Origin of the sequence: Gimesia chilikensis (assembly GCF_008329715.1) — a bacterium.
GTDB classification, from domain to species: domain Bacteria; phylum Planctomycetota; class Planctomycetia; order Planctomycetales; family Planctomycetaceae; genus Gimesia; species Gimesia chilikensis.
This window is the reverse complement of the sequence record NZ_VTSR01000018.1, coordinates 147977-168442: the sequence shown is the minus strand read 5'-3', so window position 1 is coordinate 168442 and position 20466 is coordinate 147977. Positions and strand designations below refer to the sequence as shown.

Here is a 20466-nt window from a genome sequence, read left to right as displayed (position 1 = left end):
GGGGTCATGAGGCAGGATAAACGCATCGGTGAGAGACCATTCTAACCCGAGTCTCTCACCTGAAACAACCCCCTTATGGGCTGCGTTCCATAGACTGACAGACTGCTGGTTACGAGTCTTCTTTTTTCAACTGGGCAAACAGTTCGAGCAACGTGTTCACAATTTTGGTACTCGCGTCTTTTTGTACGTAGTTGGTTCCCAGCCAGGTTTCATACCCCCCCAGCCGATGCTGCTCGGGCGTGGGCAGATATCCGAACGAACCATTAGCCAGTTCGATGGTAAATGTGGGCTGGAAGGGGCTGCGTTCTTTGAGCTCCAGACCGGTTTCAGTAAACGTTTCAAAAGGAATTGCACAGATTCCCAGTGAGCCGATCCGCATCACCTGCAGAGGGACTTCGATCTGGTCCGGTGCTTCCATGATTTTGGCAATCCGCTCTGCATAGATTTCTTCCCGTCGATGCTTCGCCCGGTTCGCGTCCCCGGTTTCGGCTTTAATCTTCTCGAAGTGTGCCAGCATCTCCGGCGTTGGTTTGCGGAGTTTCAAAGGCAGTTTCCCAGCAGCAGCCCCCAGCGGGATCCAGTTGTGATACTTGATAGCCTGCTGTGCTTCATAGACGCGGCTGGCCACTTTCTCAGCGACTTCCTGCATTTTTTCATAACGCTGGTAACGCTTGCCCCCCTTCTCGGTGAAATTGATGTTGTTGACATCACCACTGGTGCCGTTGGATAAAATACCGACAAAAGGTGGCGACTGATCCTGGGCTCCCAGTTTCTGCTCAATGTAATTCGCAAAGTATCCGAAGTAATCAGCCGAGACATCACCGGACTGCACGCCGCCTACATAGTGCAGCGAGTAATTTGCCAGCAGGGCGATGGGGCGTCCCTTTTGACTTTGGATCGAAATGAAGCTGACCTGCGGATCGGTCGGACCAGCCGGACGATCGAGGGCTTTATTACCCCGCGGCGGATTCATGCGAACGCGATCCAGGCCTCCAAAGGGGTTGGTCAGCAGGGAAGTGTCATTCACATACCAGCGACGGTTAAAGACTTCTGAGGGTTCATCGACCTGTCCCCAGCCAATTCGTGCCGGCTCCAGTTGATACAGGGCGCGACGCACGCCGTCGGAAATCCGGCTGGCCAGGAATTTCTGATACTCGGTGAATTCGGTTTCCCGCAGCACCTTGGAAGGCCCGCGAGCTGTGGTGGCGGAATGCGTGTGCGTTGAAGCCATCAACAGATGTGATTTGGGAATACTGGTATGTTTATGAACCTGCTCTTTCGCCAGATCAAAGACCGATTCCGGAATCCCGACGTTATCGCAGAGCACAATCGCCAGCTTGACCTTACCGTTATCGAGCACAATGCAGCGGGCGTGCAGTTCGTCGTGAATGCGTTTGGCGGGAATCGGTTTCCAGCCTCCCACGATCAGTTCGCCTAAGGGGGGAGTGATATTGCTGGTGGCTGCTCCTGCAAGTAATACAGGCTGTTTCTCTTCGGCCTGCGCTTCATAGCTCAGAGTCAGCGCCAGAGTAATACAGATTGTCAATTGCAAGATACGATACAGGTTCGAAAACATGTCCAGACTTCCTCTCGGATTCGATTCTTCAGATGCAACACTCTCTGCAGACTCCGCTGCAGACCGACTTCATTCTAACCATCAACCAGCATTGATACCAGAAAGAAGACCAGTTCCAAGATGAGTCAGTCACCGGCTGAACTGTTTTCGACAAAAACCGCTCCGCGTACAGGCCGTAGCTGAAATGGTTTTGATCCGTTAGAATCGAATGTGCGTTCCAATCCAGGACCGGTTCTGAATCGGAACGTACGCCTCGATCCAAAGATTTGAAAGCCCATGACATTAATATCGCGACTTCCTGATTCCATTCCTGGTTTTCAGATTCAACTGACTTTCGTTTGCAACTGCTCTTCACACAAGAGGAGTGCTACCTGATGAATTCTGCAGACCAAACCCCTCCCGCCTGGTATCAGCTTGATGTCAGTGACGTGGCAGACCGACTGCAATCCCCTGAGCAGGGATTGACTACAGCAGAAGTCGAATCCCGCCAGGCTGAGTATGGTCTGAATGAACTCGTTGAAAAACAGCGAAAATCAGTCTGGATGATGTTTCTGGATCAGTTTAAAGACTTCATGATTCTGGTCCTGATCGCGGCTGCTGTCGTTTCGGGGATCATCGGTGAGCCAGCCGACACGATCGCTATCACGGTAATTGTGTTACTGAATGCCATCCTGGGGTTTGTACAGGAATACCGGGCCGAAAAAGCGATGGCAGCACTGAAGAAGATGGCCGCCCCTTCCGCCAATGTGCTGCGCGGAGGAAAAGTCACAACGCTTCCAGTGAATCAACTGGTTCCCGGCGACCGCGTCATGCTCGAAGCGGGGAACATTGTTCCTGCAGATATGAGACTGACGGAGGGGGTTCAACTGCAGATCGATGAAGCAGCTTTGACTGGGGAATCGCTGGCGGTAGAGAAACAGACCAGGCAGCTTACAGAAGAGGAGCTTCCACTCGGAGATCGAAAAAGTCTCGCTTTTAAAGGAACATTGATTACCAAAGGTCACGGCCAGGGAATCGTCACTGAAACGGGCATGCGGACCCAACTCGGACAGATCGCCGCTCTGCTCCAAGACCAGGAACAGGGACGCACACCGCTCCAGAAACGACTGGCTACGTTTGGCCAGAAACTGGCCTATGCCATTTTCGCAATCTGCATTATCGTATTTGTCGCAGGACTGTTACGGGGCGAACCTCCTTTGCTCATGCTGCTGACGGCAATCTCGCTGGCTGTTGCTGCCATCCCTGAAGCACTGCCAGCGGTGATCACAATTTCCCTGGCACTGGGTGCCCGCAAGCTGGTCAAGCAGCAGGCACTGATTCGCAAACTCCCCGCGGTAGAGACCCTCGGATCAGTCTCATATATCTGCACTGATAAAACAGGAACCCTTACCCAGAACCGCATGACGGTCGAGCAGGTTTACTTTGACAATCAGATCCTCTCTGCGGATGAACTCCCTGAAACAGATTCTGATTCTACAACCAGCCAAAGCCTCGCTGATAAACCGCACGCGGAATTACTGCTCTCAGCCCTCTCACTCTGTAACGACACACGCCTGGACGGCGATGACGAAGTCGTTGGCGATCCAACAGAAACGGCACTGTTTGAACTCGCCCGGGAAAAAGGTTTCCTGCGGGATGCGCTGGAATCCGCTTTTCCCCGCCTGGCTGAAATTCCTTTCGACGCGGAACGCAAACTGATGACGACTTTTCATCCCTGGTGCAATGGGAAAGTCGTATCGATCACCAAAGGGGCTGCCGAAGAGATCGTTACGCGTGCGACTCATCTGCATGCGGAAGCGGGACCAACCGACATCGACCAGAGCCAGGTGATGCAGCACACCGAACAGATCGCCGGCGAGGGATTGCGAACACTTGGATTCGCTTTGCGGATCTGGGACGCTGTTCCAGAGTCTCTGATTCCGGAAGAGATTGAAGCGGACCTGGCATTAGTGGGGCTGGTTGGCATGCTGGATCCTCCCCGTCCGGAAGCATCCGAGTCGGTTGCCCTCTGTCGGACTGCAGGCATCCATCCCGTGATGATTACGGGAGATCATCCGCTGACAGCTGCAGTCATCGCCCGACGGGTGGGAATCATTGGCGAAGAAGAAACGGAATCGGTGATTACCGGTAAGGAACTCCAACCGCTTACACTCGAAGAGCTGGAAGCCCGCGTGGAGAAAGTCCGGGTTTATGCACGCGTTTCACCACAACAGAAACTGAAGATCGTGCAGGCCTTACAGAATCGCGGTCACTTTGTGGCCATGACTGGAGACGGCGTTAATGATGCACCGGCTTTGAAACGGGCCGACATCGGTGTCGCGATGGGAATCACCGGCACAGACGTTTCCAAGGAAGCGGCGCACATGATTCTGCTGGACGATAATTTTTCGACGATCGTCAAAACGGTCAGAGAAGGACGGCGGATCTTTGACAACATTCGCAAATTTATCAAATACACAATGACCAGCAACCTGGGTGAAATCTGGACGATCTTTCTGGCTCCCCTGCTCGGCCTGCCGATTCCATTGCTGCCGATTCATATTCTGTGGATCAACCTCGTAACCGATGGTATTCCCGGCCTGGCTTTGACGGCAGAGCCTGGTGAAAAAAATCTGATGCAACGATCCCCGCGTCATCCACAGGAAAGCATTTTTGCCCACGGACTGGGCGCACATATCATCTGGGTCGGATTATTGATGGGAGCGGTTTCGCTGTTTACGCAAGCCTGGTTTATCGATCGCAGCCAGGAACACTGGCAGACAATGGTTTTTACCGTCCTCTGCTTAAGTCAGATGGGCCATGTGCTGGCAATTCGCTCAGAACGGGAGTCGTTCTTTTCGCAGGGGCCCTTATCGAACAAACCGCTGTTTGGAGCCGTACTGCTGACATTCATTTTACAGATGGCCACGATTTATATTCCGGTTTTGAACGAGGTCTTCAAGACCGCTCCCTTAACGGCGGCTGAGCTGACTGTCACGCTCGCGCTCTCTTCAATTGTGTTCATCGCAGTCGAAGTAGAAAAAGCGTTCAAGCGAAAAAAGAACTCGCTCTGAAATAGTACATAGAGAAAGAAAAAGCCCTCTTCACAGGAAAGTAAAGAGGGCTTTTCTAAGCTTCAGTAGTACCTGATATCAACGTGTGTTATCAGGCCATGTCAGGATTAAAACTCACCCAGCACTTCTCCACCTTCTTTGGTTCCCAGGGCACCCCAGACACCATAAGGACTGGGAGAAATCGAACCGGGACTGGGACTGGCTGTGCTTAAGTTGCCGGTATCGATATTCTCAGAGATGAAGCGGACGGCACCATCGGCCATCAACGCGTGCACCCCACCAACGTGCATACTGGAAGGGGAGAGAGCAGCATGTGTGGAATCGGCGTTGGAGTTCGTTCCTTCTGCACAGGAAGGTCCGTTCGGAGGCAGAATCGTAGTAAATCCACAACGTTCCGCCTGACCATCCCACAGGGAAGTACCATGCTTTCCTTTGACAGAGGTTCCACTGACCCAGCCAGCTCCGGAGGCCAGAGCCATACACGACCCGGGATTAGAGCGAGGGGTTTGCCCCATGGCAATGCCTTCCTCACGTTTGCGGCTGGCATTACTTGTGGCAGGACCATAGTTCGCACGAACATGCTCGCTCATGGCGATCGTGTTACTGGTTCCATCAGTGATGTCACGAATGCGTGTTCCATTACGATAAGGAAACATTCCACGACTGTTAGTGCCGTTGATACTTTGTGCTGAGTCTCCCAGACAAAAGACATAGTTATTGGTCCGCACGATCTGTCTGTTACGCCCGTCAGAAGGGCAGCGCAACATGGGAATGGAGACGTTCCAGACGCTCCAACCGCGCCAGGCACCAGGACCAAAAGGAGAGTTTGAAGAATCGCCGGCTGCAATTTTATTAAACAGAGGAGCCTGATCCATGTAAGGCAGCATACCAACGAAACCGCTCAAACGTCCGCGGTTGGAGGTATTACTGTCAGAACCGTTGGTACCTCCCCGGCGCAAAACAAACATCCCGAATACATCGTGATAGTTATGTATCGCCAGTCCGATCTGTTTCAAATTATTTTTACAGGTCGATCGACGTGCTGCTTCCCGTGCCTGTTGGACAGCTGGTAATAATAACGCAATGAGAATGGCAATGATGGCAATCACAACCAGCAATTCAATTAACGTAAAACCGCGACGTCTTTCTTTTACAATGTTCTTCACCAAAGTACTCCTTTAATACGACTTACAATAGACGAGAACCCTTATCTCCAGTTGATTCAAGAGAATGTTAGCGCTTTCAGGATTCACACTTTCCTGAGGCAAATTGAGATTTTTCAAAATGCAGACAAGAAAACAGCCCGAGCCACTTCGAGCAAAAGTGGCTTGACTAGACAGCAATATAATTGGCGGGAGATTGAGAACGATTAGATTTGAAAAGGTATCTGAGAAGATTATCAAAGTAACAAAAAATAAAATTCATTAATCAATCATTGGCACATTTTTTTTTGAGTCTTCACTAAGTCATGGTAGTGGTTTCTACCTGAAATTCAATACAGTTTCTCAATCGATTGTTGATTTTGTGTGAACGATTCTCCTATGATCCCAGAAGCGTTGCGGGCACATAAATCTTCGCACGATTAATTAATTTAACTATCAAAAATACGACTCAACACCAAAGCGAGAGAATGAAATGTCCACACCCAAACGAGGCAAAAGCCTCCTCTGTTGCGTACTAATTTCCAGCATCGTCAGTGTTTTTTTTACCGGATGTGGTGGCGGGACAGACGATGAACGTCCTGCGCGCACTTCGGTATCTGGCACAGTGACTTACAATGGAACGCCCGTTGAAGGAGCGAGCATTGCATTTGTCCCCGTTGATCAGTCGAACGGACGCAATGCCAATGGTCTGTCGAACGCAGAAGGTCTGTTTCAGATGGGAACATTCGAAGGCACTGACGGCGTTGTGCCTGGCGATTACCAGGTCATGATCACCAAATTCGAAACTGCCGAAACGAGTGAAGCACTACCGGAAGATGATCCCAATTACGATCCGAATCCCAAACCACAACCTCCTCCTGAAAATCTGCTGCCGGAAAAATACGCGTCTGCAGAGAATTCAGGGCTGACCGTCACTGTCGAGGATGGTAACGAGATCACCGATCTCAAATTTGATCTGCAGGATTAAGTGACTGTCACATTCTGAGCACTCATTCTTCTGCTCTGTGAACCTTCATAATATATGAGCTAATTTGCATTCCCGATTCACCTGTGTATACTAACAGAACCACCCCAGATGAACACGCGGCTAGCGTGTATCGTTCGCTGAGGCAATTACTGTAAGGAGCACGGGAATGAGTCTGTTCAGGGTTACCGGCAAGGGGTCTCAATTCACATCAACGCGACCACTAAATTTACTCTTCGCGATCGTCCTTTTTTCCCTCTGTGAATCTGCACTACAATCAGCAGAACCTCAAAGTGCGAAGGGAAATACTCCAGTCCAACTGGCACTGAAACCTGAACAGGGCTCGGCTGACAAGGCAAAACAGCAGTCAGAGAATAAACGGCCTCCCCAGGTAGAAATTCTGCGAACCATTGAGGATGGTGGGGGCTATGGAGCAGAACTGCATCGGGTCAGTATTTCGGGAACCGCACGCACTTTTGACGGTACTCCACTGGAAAATGCAACCATTTATGTGGGGTCGGCGGCCAGACGCATGCCAGGCGGTTTTGAAATGTTGCGCGGCCAGACGCGAACTGACAAAACGGGCCATTACGAACTGAAAGACATTCAACTCCTCGTAAATCGCGAACGTCCCAATCCGATTCCGAAACCTGCAGAAGGCAGATTCGAGATCTTTGGTACCCGCGATGGATACGGTTTCACCTGGCATGAGACCTGTTATTACCGTCCCGACACCCGCCCCCAGGGAACCGAACTGAGCGATAAAAATGCGCATGCTACAGAGAATGCGTTTTACCTCGATGAACCACTGATTGTCGATCTGATGTTTGACCGCCCTGCTCTGCTCAAAGGCCACATCACCGATAAACAGGGGCACCCACTCGCCAATGCTAAAGTACAACTGGGTCTTATTGACAGTCAACGAAATCCTGCAGGCTGGGGCATAAGCTCGTGTCGATTTCTGGGAAATGACAACCAGCCGATCAAAGCCCCCTTCAGTTTCTCCAGCATCCGTGTTCTGCCCGCAGAATTGAGGGAAACACAAACCGATGCAGAAGGTTTCTACGAATTCAAACAACTCCGTCGTGATACCAGTTATCTTGCCCGTATCGACCCTGGCCCCACTTTTGATCCCTGGCAATCCACTGTAGTCACCTCTCCTGCTGAGAAGGCAAACAACAAACGTCAGGCAGTGGTGGGTTACGCGGGAAAATTGAACCGGGAATTTTTCGCGCCCCGCAAAGTAACAATACAAGTAGTGCAAGAGCAGACTGAGCAGCCGGTCGCAGGCGTGCGGGTGACAGCGCGATCTATCGGGCCCATTCGTCGCGCCGGGGTTCAAGCCCGATCGGACAGCCGGGGTAATGCCCGTCTGCAACTGGTGCCCGGCGAATACAAATTAATCACTGAGCCCCAACCGGATCAGCCATTTTATTTTCAGAGCGAACAGTTTTTCGTAAAAGAGCAGCACGGTTCTGTTCAGCATACGGTTAAATTGAGACCAGCGGCGACAGTCATCCTAAAAGCCGTTGATGCGCAGACCGGCCAGCCGATTCCCGGAGTGCGGTTTAACTATGAATCTCACGATGCCAGCGATCCCCGGCCAGTTTCCACTCAGTCGGTCTATGTGGATTACCCGAAAACAAACACCGCCGGTGAGATCCAGGCTTTCATGACACCCGGCCAGCGACGGTTCGTCGTAGCAGAACCCTTAACTCTGGCACAAGCTGAGGGGAGCCGGGGCAAATCAATCAAACTACCCGCTGGCGAAGTGATCAAAATCGAATTCAAATTAAGCCAGCCGCAATTCGTGGATGCCGAAACATTCAGAGAGGAGGTCAAACCGAATCCCGATTCGATCTATCCACCCGAACTACAGCGGAAATGGCACAGGCAGTCCGAACTGCTGCGAGGTTCCTCGATGCGGGTGACGGCGCAATTGATGCTGGGACGACAACCCGGCCTGGATACGAAAGGCCTGCTCAAAGACCTGCGTGCGCTGGATCCCTACCAGATACCTGATATCGACGCGCTGCTTAAAAAACACGGCGGAGAAATCAAACGGGGAGGCCGAACGATCATGACCTCGACCGGTCAATTCCACAAAGAAGAACGCCTGTATGAATGGCGCAAGCATCTCCATGATGCACAGGGGCGACTTCTGCCCGACAGTATTTCATTCCGGGATGGCTGGGAGACATTAACGTATGATGCTTCCAATAATCAGGCCTCAGTATACCGGAGAAATTTTTTACACATCCATACGCCTAATGACTTCACGAACTGGCCTACCCTTCGTTTCCAGTGTCCAGCCCCTGAAGACCGGCCCAGGCCCGAAGTGAAAATCGAACAGTCAGGGCGACGCACGATCTACACAACTGAGACGGATTCGGAAAGCCAGGGACAGAAATTAACGTATCTCCAAAGACGTGTTTTTGACCGGGACACCGGTTTCATTTTTGAAAGTTATCTGGAAGAACCAAAATTAGATGTAGAGCGTGTTTCCCTCGCTTTCGCCCCACAGAAGCAGGAAAACGGCCTGCTCCTGCCGCGCTTCTATATGAGCTGGCAACGCTACCGGGGTAGACTGAATTTAGTACAAATCTTTGAAATTGAAAAAGTCGAACTCTTCGATCAGTTGCCCCCCGATGCGTTTGCCGTTGCGATACCTCCGGGAGCGGTCTTCGTCGACTCCCGCCACCTTTCTCCAGAGGCTTCCAGAACCAGACCAGGTCGTCCCTATACGACGACGCTAAGAGGTCCCGTCACAGATTTCGCCGCGTATCTGCAGCGTCATCCCCGGCACACCCCGAAGATCGAACAGCAGGTGCATTACGGGAGGCCAGCGCCTGAAATCAAACCTGTCAATTGGATGACGCGCGAAGGTGTCTCCTCTCCGCCGGATACGAAAGGCAAGGTCGTGCTGATTGAATTCTGGGGTACACACTGTGGTCCCTGCATCTCACAACTGCCGGAAGTCCGAACCGCCGCCCGCTATTATGCAGACCAGCCGTTCGTCTTGATCGGCATGCACGACAGCCATACCAGCGTTGCAGAACTGCAGAAGTTTGCGCAAAAAGAAGAACTCGACTTCCAGTTGGCCATCGACCGTCCTTCAACCCGCAAAGGATTCTTTGGTGAAACCATTCGCAATTTCAACGTACGCGGCATTCCCTCGGCAGCCGTCATCGATCAACAGGGAAACGTGGCTTATGTGGGGTACTTCAGCGAAGCTTTGAAGACAGTCGATCGCCTGTTGAAAGAGAAAAAGTGACACCATAATCCCACCTGCCTCACTGGGGCTATTGCGCACATGGATATTCTGCGCTCACAGTTTCTCTGCGTCTTCTGTTCAAACGCTCCCTCTCAGTCGACCTGATTTTAGACCGAATATCCGTTTTTGCCCGAATTGAGTCGTAAACGTAAGTCGTATGGGCTTCATTTTTTACGCGGTTTGACTATAAAATCAGTAGTCACGCGTTCCACGGGCTTTCACTGAAGAATTCAACTAAGACAGACAGATCCAACCTGAACCGGCTCAGCCTGTTCCAGGAAGGGAGAAGGATAAATGAACGACTCACAGCCACTCAGCGAATCGACACATATCGAACTGCCTGATGTCTGGGATCAACTGGATGAGATCGTCAAAGCTGGTGAATCCGAAGCGGCGATCAACTTCCTGAATGCGCTCCCCCCCGGGGAAGAAGCGCGAATTCTGGCACAGCTCTCCATCGAAGAGCAGCAGGCGTTTTTGAACCTGCTGGATGGCGAGCATGCCGCCTGGCTGATGGAAGCACTCCCGGAACTGCAGGCGGCACAGTTGCTCTCGTCTCTGTCCCCCGAACAGGCCGCTCACATTGTTGATGAAATGAACAGTGACGAGCAGGTCGACCTTCTGGATCAATTACCCGAGGAACAATCGGAAAAGATTCTGGAAGTCATGGATCCGGAAGAAGCGGAAAACGTCCGCTTCCTTTCGAAATATACCAGTCTCTGTGCGGGTGGTCTGATGATCACAGAGCTGCTCTCCTTTGAAGAGTCGCAAACGGTCGACGATGTGGTATCCGACCTCCGTCAGAACGCCGAACGATACGCTGAATATAACGTGCAGTATATTTATGTCATCAATCAGGATCTGCAACTGGTCGGAGTTCTGCGTTTGCGGGACCTGCTGATGGCGCCTCCCGGCAAGCGTCTTTCCAGCCTGATGATTCCCAGCCCACTCTGTGTGCCTGACTCCACGAGCCTGCAGGAGTTACAGCACTTCTTTGATTCACACCCGCTGTTCGGTCTGCCGGTTGTCGACGAAGCCAATGTGCTGGTCGGCGTCGTTCGACGGGAAGATGTAGAAGAAGCTGGGGAAGAACAGGCCGGTAAGACCTTTCTGCGATTTGCAGGGATTATGGGCGGGGAAGAACTCCGTAGCTTACCTCTCAAAATTCGCAGTGCCCGGCGTCTGTCGTGGTTGAGCATCAACATTGTGCTGAATATTGTTGCCGCCAGTGTGATAGCCATGTATGAAGATACGCTTTCCAGCGTCATCGCGCTGGCAGTGTTCCTGCCGATTGTTTCCGACATGAGTGGCTGCACAGGCAACCAGGCGATCGCGGTGAGTACGCGGGAACTGGTCCTGGGTGTGATTCGACCGCGCGACTGGGTATATGTATTCAAAAAAGAATTTGCGTTAGGCATGGTTAACGGCCTGGCCCTCGGGTTTCTGCTGGGCATCGTCGCCTATATCTGGAAAGGCAATGGTTACCTGGGCCTGGTGATCGGTGGCGCCTTGGCCGCGAATACCCTGATGGCGGTCTGTCTGGGTGCTCTGATCCCGATGGTTCTCAAAGGATTCAAACTCGATCCTGCCCTGGCCTCAGGTCCGATTCTGACCACCATCACCGACATGTGCGGATTCTTCCTGGTCCTCTCTTTTGCACAGGCATTTCTGCCTTTGCTGACGTGATAACCCGCGCACGTCTACAACTTCAAGAGCCGGGAAATAACAGGCTGCTTCACAATCAGTATAATCGTTTTGTCTGATATATCTCGACCAGCAATCAGCGGGATTTCTGCAGTTTCATTTCGCCTGCGCCCCCACTGCCGGTTTATGATCGAGTTCTTACACCAGAATTGCTGTCGCTGTGTTTTCCGATTGAGATAAGGCTCCCGGCCTGTCCTGCTCTTTCTAACCTGTAATGCCATGAACAACAAAGTACAATCAAAAAACAGGGGAGCCCGTTATGCGCTGGTCGTCATCCTGTTCTGCTTTGCTGGTCTGGCAGCGGCCCGCTTGAATCAGCTCTACTTCTTTTATCCGGACAGTGCAGACTATGTTCTGATGGCGCGGGGACTGGTGAACCATCTGGCTTATCAGCAGTTCGATTTTCCCGGCTCTCCGCCATTCACCCTGCGTCCCCCCGGCATGTCACTGCTATTGATCCCCGCTGCGTTAATCGCTCCTTATCAGGCGATTCTCGCAAAAGTGACGGTCATTCTGTTCGGAATTCTGCTGCTGGTCCTGTTCTACGCTTACCTCTGCAAACTTGAAGATACAACCTGTTCATCAACTAAAGAAAGCGGCCCCGCGCGGCGCTGGCCAGTGTTGTGCATGGTACTGCTCCTGGCGACCAACCCGTACTTCCTGCTCTTCTCTACCCTCATCATGAGCGAAGTCCCTTTCATGGCATTGAGCCTGGGAATCCTCTGTTTAATCGCCAGCGAGAACGAAGGGAATCGCAAACGGAATCTGATTCTGTTAACCGGTCTGTTCCTGTTTCTCCCCCTGCTGCGGACCATTGGTATCGCACTGACACTGGCACTCGGGACGTGGGCGATCACCAGTCGGCAGCGCTGGCGCTATCTGATTCCGGTTACTGGTTCTCTGGTCACTCTGGGACTCTGGATGCTGCGGAATCGCTCGTTGAACTCTGATCTTTATAGTTCCCTGATTCTGAATAATCTGCGGTCCGCTGGTCCCGTTGGTACTGTTGTCTCTATGATCAATCGCAGCCTGACTCATTTTCAAAGTCTGTGCGAAACATTGATCCCGAATATGCCGGGAGCAACTCCCGCGTACGAACGCTACCTGCTGGACGGGTTGGCGTTTCTGCCTGGACCGCTATGGTTGTACTCGTTAATCAGTCTGCTGGTACTGGCCGTTTCCATCTATGGGATGCTTCAGCTAAAAGATCGAGGCGGCCTGCTCTGTCTGCTGTACCTGATCTTTACGTTTGCGATTCTCTCTGTCTGGCCCTGGATGCAGCCCCGCTTTGTCCTGCCCCTGCTGCCTGTCATCCTCGCCTTTGTGCCTGCAGGAATCAGAGCGATCGGCAGTCGTCTGGGTAATCCCAATCCTGGAACTCGAAAGACGCTGATCTGCCTGCTATTAGTTCCTGCGACAGCCCTGCTCTGCGTTCAAGCGATGACCGATGCGCGACTGGTAACAACCAATGTGCAACTGCTGCGCAACGGCGAAACGTTTTATCAGACGCAGTATCCCTCGAGCCACTTCAGTAATTTTGTTGCCGCCGGCAACTGGATCAGGGAACAAACGCCTCCGGAAACCAGAATTTTGACCAGGCGCAACGATCTCGCAACATCGGGACACCGCTTCCAGAAACTCGTCTATTTTGAAAAGACCAGCCCGGAACAGTTGCATGAGCAGATTCAATCACTGGGCGCACAGTATCTCGTCTGTTTCGACGAAAATACCATCGACGGATTTCCCCGGCATCTGTTGAACGACGATCTGGTTTATCGTCTGACTCCCGTTTATGACGAGCAGGGAGTCGTCATAATAAAAATCGAACCGAATTATGAGGGAACCATTCGTGAAGGCTACTGGCAGGAAAACGCAGGACTGAATCGGGCCCGAACGATTCTGGAAAAGTTTCCGCAGCGGTTATCAGCGCAGGTTTCTTATCTCAAACAGTTACTCGAAGCGGAGCAATATAAAGAGGGCATTGATTTTGTGAAGCAACTGGGAACCATGCAGGACGTTCACCTGACGAACTATCTGGGCTGGGCCTATGTAGGAGATCGTCAGTTCCAGCAGGCACTGACAGAATTCACCAAAGCCAGCCAGATGCCAGGCCACATCGCGCTACGCGGCAGTATTCAGCGCGGCATAAAACTCTGTGAGCAACAACTGTCGAACAAAGCCGCGAATACAATACAGAATTCAGTAGAGACTCCCCAGCGAAATCTGCAGATCGCCCAGGCATTCTGGAAGTTGACGTTTTATCGGAAGGCGCGACGGTACGCCCAGAAAGTGCTTGAGTCTCAGAACGCCGATGAGCAAACGAGTGACAAGGCACGTCTTCTTCTGGCGCAGTATGATCTGATCAACGGACAACCAGAGCAGGCTTCCGCACAACTCAAACAGATTCAGAATCGTGACGACAAGGATTACCAGAGTTTATCCGAGCGACTTGAGCTGGAGAATATGCTGGCCGAACTGAAACCAGATCAGCAAGAGGCTGTTCTGAAACTGGCTTCTCTTTACCAGTCAGAGGGAATTCCCGGCAAAGCGCTTACTCTCCTGAGCAAAGCCCATGAGTTGAGGCCCGCTGATCAATCGATTCTTCAGCGTCTGGCGGAACTGCAGCTGTTTTATCATCTGCTCCCCGAGGCGGAAGCCAGTTATCTGAAACTGAAACAGTTTTCCCCCGAGGATGGCGATGTGGATGCGGCTTTGAAAAAGATCACCGATTTGAAGCAGGTTCCGCAGTTCTGAATCGATCGCAGAAACAGAACACCATTCAGAGAGATCGGCAGAAAAAAGAAGAGCCGCCGAGGAGAGTCGAACTCCTGACCTACGCATTACGAATGCGTTGCTCTGCCAACTGAGCTACGGCGGCGTTTTGTTCCCGGTGCTTATGCAATGGATACATCAGGCGTCCATCAGGTTCGCCCGGCGGGAATCGATTCAGCAGTCAGCTGGAGATAAATTCTCACTGCTGCTCTGCGGTAGCATACCCCCTTTTTATGGCTTGTGAAAGGATTCTGCCCCGATTTCAGCGCTGAAAAATTGATTTCCCGCCTCTGTTTGACTGCTGAATCAAGGGTAAGAATTTCCGCTGCACTGACGAAAACAGGGGGGATGTCGCTTCTGACCGTTGTGCGGGTTCCGGAGACTCTTCAGATCTACCGGCGTTTATGCTTGCTGAATTGACGATGGTTGACCACAATCGAAGAAGAAATACCTGCCCTGAAAATCCAACCGGAGATAGCCCATGCGAAAACTGGCCCCTGCCTGCCTGTGGATGATTTTATGCCTCTTTCTCTGTCCTGCCTTGTTCGCGCAGGAAGCCCCGCCACTCAAATTTGAAAAAGGGGTCACCGAGAAACATGTCATGATCCCCATGCGGGATGGCGTCAAGCTCTCTGCCTACCTCTATATTCCTCAGGGTAAAGGCCCCTGGCCGGTTCTGATGGAACAGCGCTACGCCAGCCTGCGAGGCAAGGGTTCGCGACTCTCATTCGCGGAAATGGCCGGACATGATTATGTGGTCTGTGCCGTCAACTATCGGGGTTCCCAGCAGTCAGAAGGCACCTGGGTCGGCTACCGGGACCTGCAATGGGGTGAAAAGCAGGATGGCTACGATGTCGTGGAATGGCTGGCTAAACAGCCCTGGTCGACTGGCAAGATCGGCACGTTCGGCAGCTCCCAGGGAGGCTATGCCCAGAACTATCTGGCAGTGACACAACCGCCCCACCTGGTCTGTCAGTTCATGATCGATACGGGGCTCAGTCTGTATCACGAGGGTTATTTCATTGGTGGTGCTGCGAAACCGAATCGATTCAAGGGAATGGATGCTGTCTGCCGCGTGGCTGCCCATAACCGGGCCCTGATGGAAGAATGGTTTTCGCACCCCGATTACGACGAATACTGGCAGGCAGAAGACTGTACCCTGCACTTCGATAAGATGAACGTGCCCTGCTTTACCGTAGGCAGCTGGTACGACTTTATGTGCGTCGGCTCGATCCAGAGCTACATCGGACGTCAGCACAAAGGGGGACCGAATTCCCGCGGTCATCAGAAACTGTATATCGGGCCCTGGTTGCACGGACGGTTTAATAAGGTCAATAAAGTCGGCGACATGCTCTATCCGGAGAATGCGAACTTCGACATGATGGCCGAGATGATCCGCTGGTTCGATCACTACCTGAAGGGAAAGCGGAACGAGATCGAACTTGATCCCAATGTCCGTTACTACGTGATGGGGGCTGTCGGTGAACCCGGGGCACCAGGTAATGTCTGGCGGTCGACCAACGACTGGCCGGTGCCCGTCGAGGAAACCCCCTACTACCTGCAACAGGATGGCAAACTGTCGACCTCTAAGCCGACGTCAGCAGACTCGTTCACCCAGTTGATTGCAGACCCATTGAACCCGGAAAAAATTGAAGGCCGGGGCTTCCCCGGTGCCCGCGATGCCCGCGTTGTCGAAGAACAGGAAAATGTACTGACCTTCACGACCGACACACTGACCGAAGCGGTCGAATGGACGGGAAATGTGAAGGCAGAGCTTATGGTCTCATCCTCGGCCAAAGATACCGACTTCATTGTCCGCGTCAGTGATGTCTATCCGGACGGGCGTTCGATTCTGATCATTGATATGATCCGTCGTGCCCGCTACCGGGATGGTTTCGAACAACAGAAATTCATGGAACCGGGAGAGGTTTACAAGGTCGGCTTCAATGTAGGCTGGCTGAGCCAGATCTTCAACAAAGGGCACAAAATCCGGGTAACCGTCTGTTCAACAGGAGCCCCATTCTACGAACCGAACCCGAATACGGGAGAGCCGATTACAATCGAGTTTCCCGAGAAAGTGGTCGTCGCCAAAAATAAAATTCATCACAGCAGCGGACAGGCATCCCGTATTCTGGCGCCTGTGAAACCTTGAGCTGGTGTGACAATGTGCGACCGTCTTTGTAAGTTTTGAACCAACTCTGAATCAAAAATCAGTTCAGGATAAAAGTGAGGTAATCATGCAACAGAATCGAATTAACCGACGCAGCCTGCTGGCAGGTATTCTGGGAGCCGTTGCTGCCCTGGGACTGGGACAACCCGTACCCGCGGCAGAGCAGCAGAGTCAGGAATATTATGAACTGCGGACCTACCGCATCGCGAATGAACAGAACCAGAAGGTGGTCAGTGACTACCTGGAACAGGCCCTGTTACCAGCGCTGAATCGCGCGGGAATCAAGAAGGTAGGCGTGTTCAAAGAAATCGATGCCAAGGATGACTATTCTCTCTATATGCTGATTCCCTTCCAATCCCTGAATCAACTGGCGAGCCTGAATGATAAACTGGAAGTGGACAAAGCATATCACGCAGCAGCCGCATCCTACTTCGCCATTCCTAAAAAAGACGCCCCCTACAGTCGGATTGAAAGTCGTCTGATGAAAGCCTTCAAGGGGATGCCGATTCTGGAAACTCCAAAAGGAAAAGGCCCCAACCTGTTCGAACTGCGGACCTACGAAAGTCACAATGCGAATCTGGCCCGGCTGAAAGTGGACATGTTCAACTCGGGCGAGATTGACATCATGCGTGACGTGCTGCTTGCTCCTGTGTTCTATGGCGAAATGCTGATCGGTGACGATGTTCCCAACCTGACCTACATGCTTTCCGCTCCCAACCGGGAGGCACATGAAAAACACTGGGAAGGATTCCGCAAGCATCCCGAGTGGGACCGCATGAAAAAGATGGACAAATATAAGGGAACTGTATCCAAGATCACAAACTGGTATCTGGAACCACTGCCTTACTCTGAGATTCAGTAAGCGTGAACCTGACAGTGTCCGCTTGACTATCAGATCCCAACTGACAGCCATCGACAGAGGTGGGCTGAATTTCGAATTCAGTCAAAATGACGCGTCGCATCTGGTCGTCCAGGCCGTCGTCGCTATAATCGATATAAGTTGTTTAATCATATGGTGATAGTATAAGTTTGAACCATGGCCATCCTTGTCAATCTGGCGAAACCCGGTGGGTTGGGATCACCATTTTCAAATGGAAACCGTAAATATCCTGAAACGAGGTTAGATTCTGGTTCAGATTCCGTCTATTCTAGTGCATGTGAGTTAGTCGAGTGTTGTTAATCTGGCAAGAGATGCCAGTCCATTAACACTCTCCAATCGACTTAGATAATCCCTCTTCTAACGTATTGGAATTTGCATGCCTGATAAGCAGGCCAATAACTGGTCGGCAGAGATAGAGGCGGTCTATTTGCGTGAAGGACGAGAACTTTGGGCTTTGTTATATGCCCAGTGTTCTGACTCGGATCGCGCATATGACGCGCTGCAGGAAGCGTTCGTACGTTTACAAAACCAAGAAATAGAGTCAATTCGAAATATCCGGGCCTGGGTTTTGACTGTTGCTCAAAACTGGTTGCGTGACTATGCACGAAGGCAGAATCATGCAGCTAAGCCCGCAGATTTTTTGGACAATATTGTGGGAAAACCTGCTGATCCATCAGAGGATCTGCAGAGAAACGAGACTAACAGCCGAATCCGGCAAGCACTTCAACAACTTCGATCCGAGGACCGCGAGGTTCTCGTACTTCGTTATGCACTAGGATGGTCATCAAAACGAATGTCAATTGCTCTGAATACATCGACTTCAGCAATCGACATGAGGCTTTCTCGCGCCAGAAAGCGTCTTTGTGAAGAGTTGGAAAAAGTGGGGATTGATCATGAAACCGTATGACACTTCAGGAATGCTCGAAAATGAAGATGAGCTGGAGAGTGTTCTGCGCGAATATTTCCAGCAGGAAATGCCTCCTGAATTGCAGGAGCTATCTGAACTCACCGACGAGGAATTTGAAGCTCACTACCGAAAGTTGCGCGCAGAAGAAAACTCTGTCCCCGTGGCACAGGAACCTGCTTCTCGTCGGGGTTTTCAGTTGGGACTGCTGGTATCTGCCCTCTCGATCTGCCTTATGGCGGGACTGGCCAGCCTCTTCATGCAGCGGACTCCCGATGAGTCAAGGCTGACAAATCAGCCGACTGCAGAACCGAGCATACAACCCGAAATTGAAAAACCGGTCGTCGCGACTATTCCAGAGATTGAGCCGGATACACTGGCAGTTCTGGATCAGGGAGAGACTCCCCTGGAGATGACCCCTGAAGTAAATGACAACATTAAAGAATCGATTGATATCACACTTTATAATACGGAACTGGGCCCGGTAGAACAGCGAACTGAATTGTCCTGGACAAACATCACTGTTGAAAATCCGGAAACTGGTTCTCACGTCAAGATGTCAATGCCTGAGCTCACCATTGATTTTGTGCCTGTCAACAAAGCCGGTCTGTCACTGATTGGTGATGAAATTGAAAGTCACGAGCAGCAGTGACAACTGTTGCGATCAATGAGCTGATAAAGCGGAATAAGTAGGAATTTAACGGGCCACAAAAAGGATGTTCGCAGCCGGGCCGGGATCTTAGTATTTTCCGGCACGGGGAAGGTCTTTTTTGAAACACATCCAAGGCAGTACAATGAAACAGTTTCAATGGTTCTTATTGAGCGGGCTGATTACGTCTCTGATTGCCATTCAGACAACTCTCGCTGACGAGACTCCCCTGCAGGCACCAAAACCAGGGAAACCTCAGTCTCTGCAGCAAAACCCCACCCTGAATCCAGCGCCGTCAACATCAACAGACGCAGCTGGCCCGCAGGGAAAGTTCCGGGTTACCACACGCTCAACCGGCGAGACCGAAATGCGGAACTTTGTGGGTGTCGTCACGGAACCGATCCCAGCTTATCTGGAAGCCCAGCTGCACGATATGCTGACAGCAGGACAGGGAATCGGTATCAAGATGGTTGTACCAGATTCTCCAGCCCAGCAGGCGGGACTCAAACCATTTGACGTGCTAACGAGCTATAACGGCAAAGCCATCACCTCATCTGATATTTTAAGGAAGTTTGTCCTCGATTCAGACAAAGGTGAGACCATCCAGCTGGAAGTCATCCGCGCGTCCCGAAAACAGACGGTTGAACTCACCCTGACTCAGAAACTGTTTCGCTACTACAAGTTTCAGGTCACTCCACTCGGTCAGAAACCGCAACTGGCGGAGAATAACCAAAAGGACAAACCGAAAAAACCAGATACCGGCAAAGATGCCCCCATTGCAGCCCGTTCAACTGAAACGGATCCCCTTGGAAGAAAAGAACCGCTGAACTTTAGCTCGCCAACCACGATCAGCACCCACAACCTTTGTCTGCTGTTTGTAGGCAAAGCCAAAGGGGATTATTCTGTCGAAGTCAATTATCAGGATGAGACTGAGACCCTGCAGTCTTATCACTTCACTGGCAATCCCCGGGAGATTACCGAACAGATCGTCGACCTGCCTGAAAACGTGCAGTTAATCATCAATGAACGACTCAAAGAGCTGAAGCTGGCACTGCAGGGCAAAGCCAGTTTTCGGTTGCAGATTAAACCACACATGCAGGGGAAGGATCGCTTTACCCGCGTGTTGTTGAGCCGGGCTACCAAAGAGAAGTCTGTTCGCATGGTTGAGCTGGACCATCCGCTGGGAAACAGACCAAATCTGAATGTCAATCAGATTCTGGGGAACCAGGTCTTTACAAATGAACTGGAACAGCTGACACCCGCGATCCAGGAACAGATTCGGACCATGCTGCATCGCATCCGGATTCCAACCATCCGGGTCCATGCAGACAGCCCGATCTAAGCGGCTTAAAGACCT

The 20466-nt window shown here is 51.7% G+C and carries 12 protein-coding genes and 1 tRNA gene; 10 read left to right on the top strand and 3 right to left on the bottom strand.

Features of this window, described 5'->3' with window-relative positions:
- Positions 1–109 precede the first annotated feature (109 nt).
- Entirely contained in the window at positions 110–1576 is a 1467-nt protein-coding gene (locus FYZ48_RS21895) for a neutral/alkaline non-lysosomal ceramidase N-terminal domain-containing protein (RefSeq protein WP_149344324.1), read from the bottom strand.
- 374 nt (positions 1577–1950) lie between these two features.
- Between FYZ48_RS21895 and FYZ48_RS21890 the strand changes: the two genes are divergently transcribed.
- Positions 1951–4629, top strand: a complete 2679-nt coding sequence (locus FYZ48_RS21890; RefSeq protein WP_149344322.1) for a cation-translocating P-type ATPase — start codon at positions 1951–1953, stop codon at positions 4627–4629.
- 107 nt (positions 4630–4736) lie between these two features.
- On the opposite strand, the gene FYZ48_RS21885 is transcribed toward FYZ48_RS21890, so the two are convergent.
- Complete coding sequence (locus tag FYZ48_RS21885) at positions 4737–5795, bottom strand: DUF1559 domain-containing protein (protein ID WP_242022737.1); 1059 nt, start codon at positions 5793–5795, stop codon at positions 4737–4739.
- 469 nt (positions 5796–6264) lie between these two features.
- Here FYZ48_RS21885 and FYZ48_RS21880 point away from each other — a divergent pair, with 469 nt between their 5' ends.
- The 4 genes from FYZ48_RS21880 to FYZ48_RS21865 all read left to right on the top strand — a co-directional run bounded on the left by FYZ48_RS21880 (position 6265) and on the right by FYZ48_RS21865 (position 14488).
- The gene (locus FYZ48_RS21880; RefSeq protein ID WP_149344320.1) at positions 6265–6759 is read left to right on the top strand and encodes a hypothetical protein; all 495 of its coding nucleotides are present in this window, start codon (positions 6265–6267) and stop codon (positions 6757–6759) included.
- Positions 6760–6925: 166 nt separating this feature from the next.
- A complete protein-coding gene (locus FYZ48_RS21875; protein ID WP_149344318.1) occupies positions 6926–10030 on the top strand; it encodes a TlpA disulfide reductase family protein in 3105 nt (1034 codons plus the stop codon).
- 294 nt (positions 10031–10324) lie between these two features.
- Entirely contained in the window at positions 10325–11716 is a 1392-nt protein-coding gene (mgtE, locus tag FYZ48_RS21870) for a magnesium transporter (RefSeq protein WP_149344310.1), read from the top strand.
- 237 nt (positions 11717–11953) lie between these two features.
- Positions 11954–14488 carry a hypothetical protein gene (locus FYZ48_RS21865; RefSeq protein WP_149344308.1) on the top strand — a complete coding sequence of 845 codons (2535 nt, stop codon included), beginning with the start codon at positions 11954–11956 and terminating at the stop codon, positions 14486–14488.
- A 51-nt stretch (positions 14489–14539) separates the two neighbouring features.
- Here the strand turns inward: FYZ48_RS21865 and FYZ48_RS21860 are convergent.
- Positions 14540–14612, bottom strand: a tRNA-Thr gene (locus FYZ48_RS21860).
- A 375-nt stretch (positions 14613–14987) separates the two neighbouring features.
- Here FYZ48_RS21860 and FYZ48_RS21855 point away from each other — a divergent pair.
- The 5 genes from FYZ48_RS21855 (at position 14988) to FYZ48_RS21835 (ending at position 20451) form a co-directional block, all read left to right on the top strand.
- A complete protein-coding gene (locus tag FYZ48_RS21855; RefSeq protein WP_242022736.1) occupies positions 14988–16658 on the top strand; it encodes a CocE/NonD family hydrolase in 1671 nt (556 codons plus the stop codon).
- A gap of 85 nt (positions 16659–16743) precedes the next feature.
- Entirely contained in the window at positions 16744–17538 is a 795-nt protein-coding gene (locus tag FYZ48_RS21850; RefSeq protein WP_149344306.1) for an NIPSNAP family protein, read from the top strand.
- 394 nt (positions 17539–17932) lie between these two features.
- Positions 17933–18463: an RNA polymerase sigma factor gene (locus tag FYZ48_RS21845; protein WP_145043152.1), complete on the top strand. Its 531-nt coding sequence runs from the start codon at positions 17933–17935 to the stop codon at positions 18461–18463.
- A complete protein-coding gene (locus tag FYZ48_RS21840) occupies positions 18450–19112 on the top strand; it encodes a hypothetical protein (RefSeq protein WP_149344303.1) in 663 nt (220 codons plus the stop codon). Before FYZ48_RS21845 ends, FYZ48_RS21840 begins: the two co-directional genes overlap by 14 nt.
- 142 nt (positions 19113–19254) lie before the next feature.
- Positions 19255–20451 carry a PDZ domain-containing protein gene (locus FYZ48_RS21835; RefSeq protein ID WP_149344301.1) on the top strand — a complete coding sequence of 399 codons (1197 nt, stop codon included), beginning with the start codon at positions 19255–19257 and terminating at the stop codon, positions 20449–20451.
- Positions 20452–20466 lie beyond the last annotated feature (15 nt).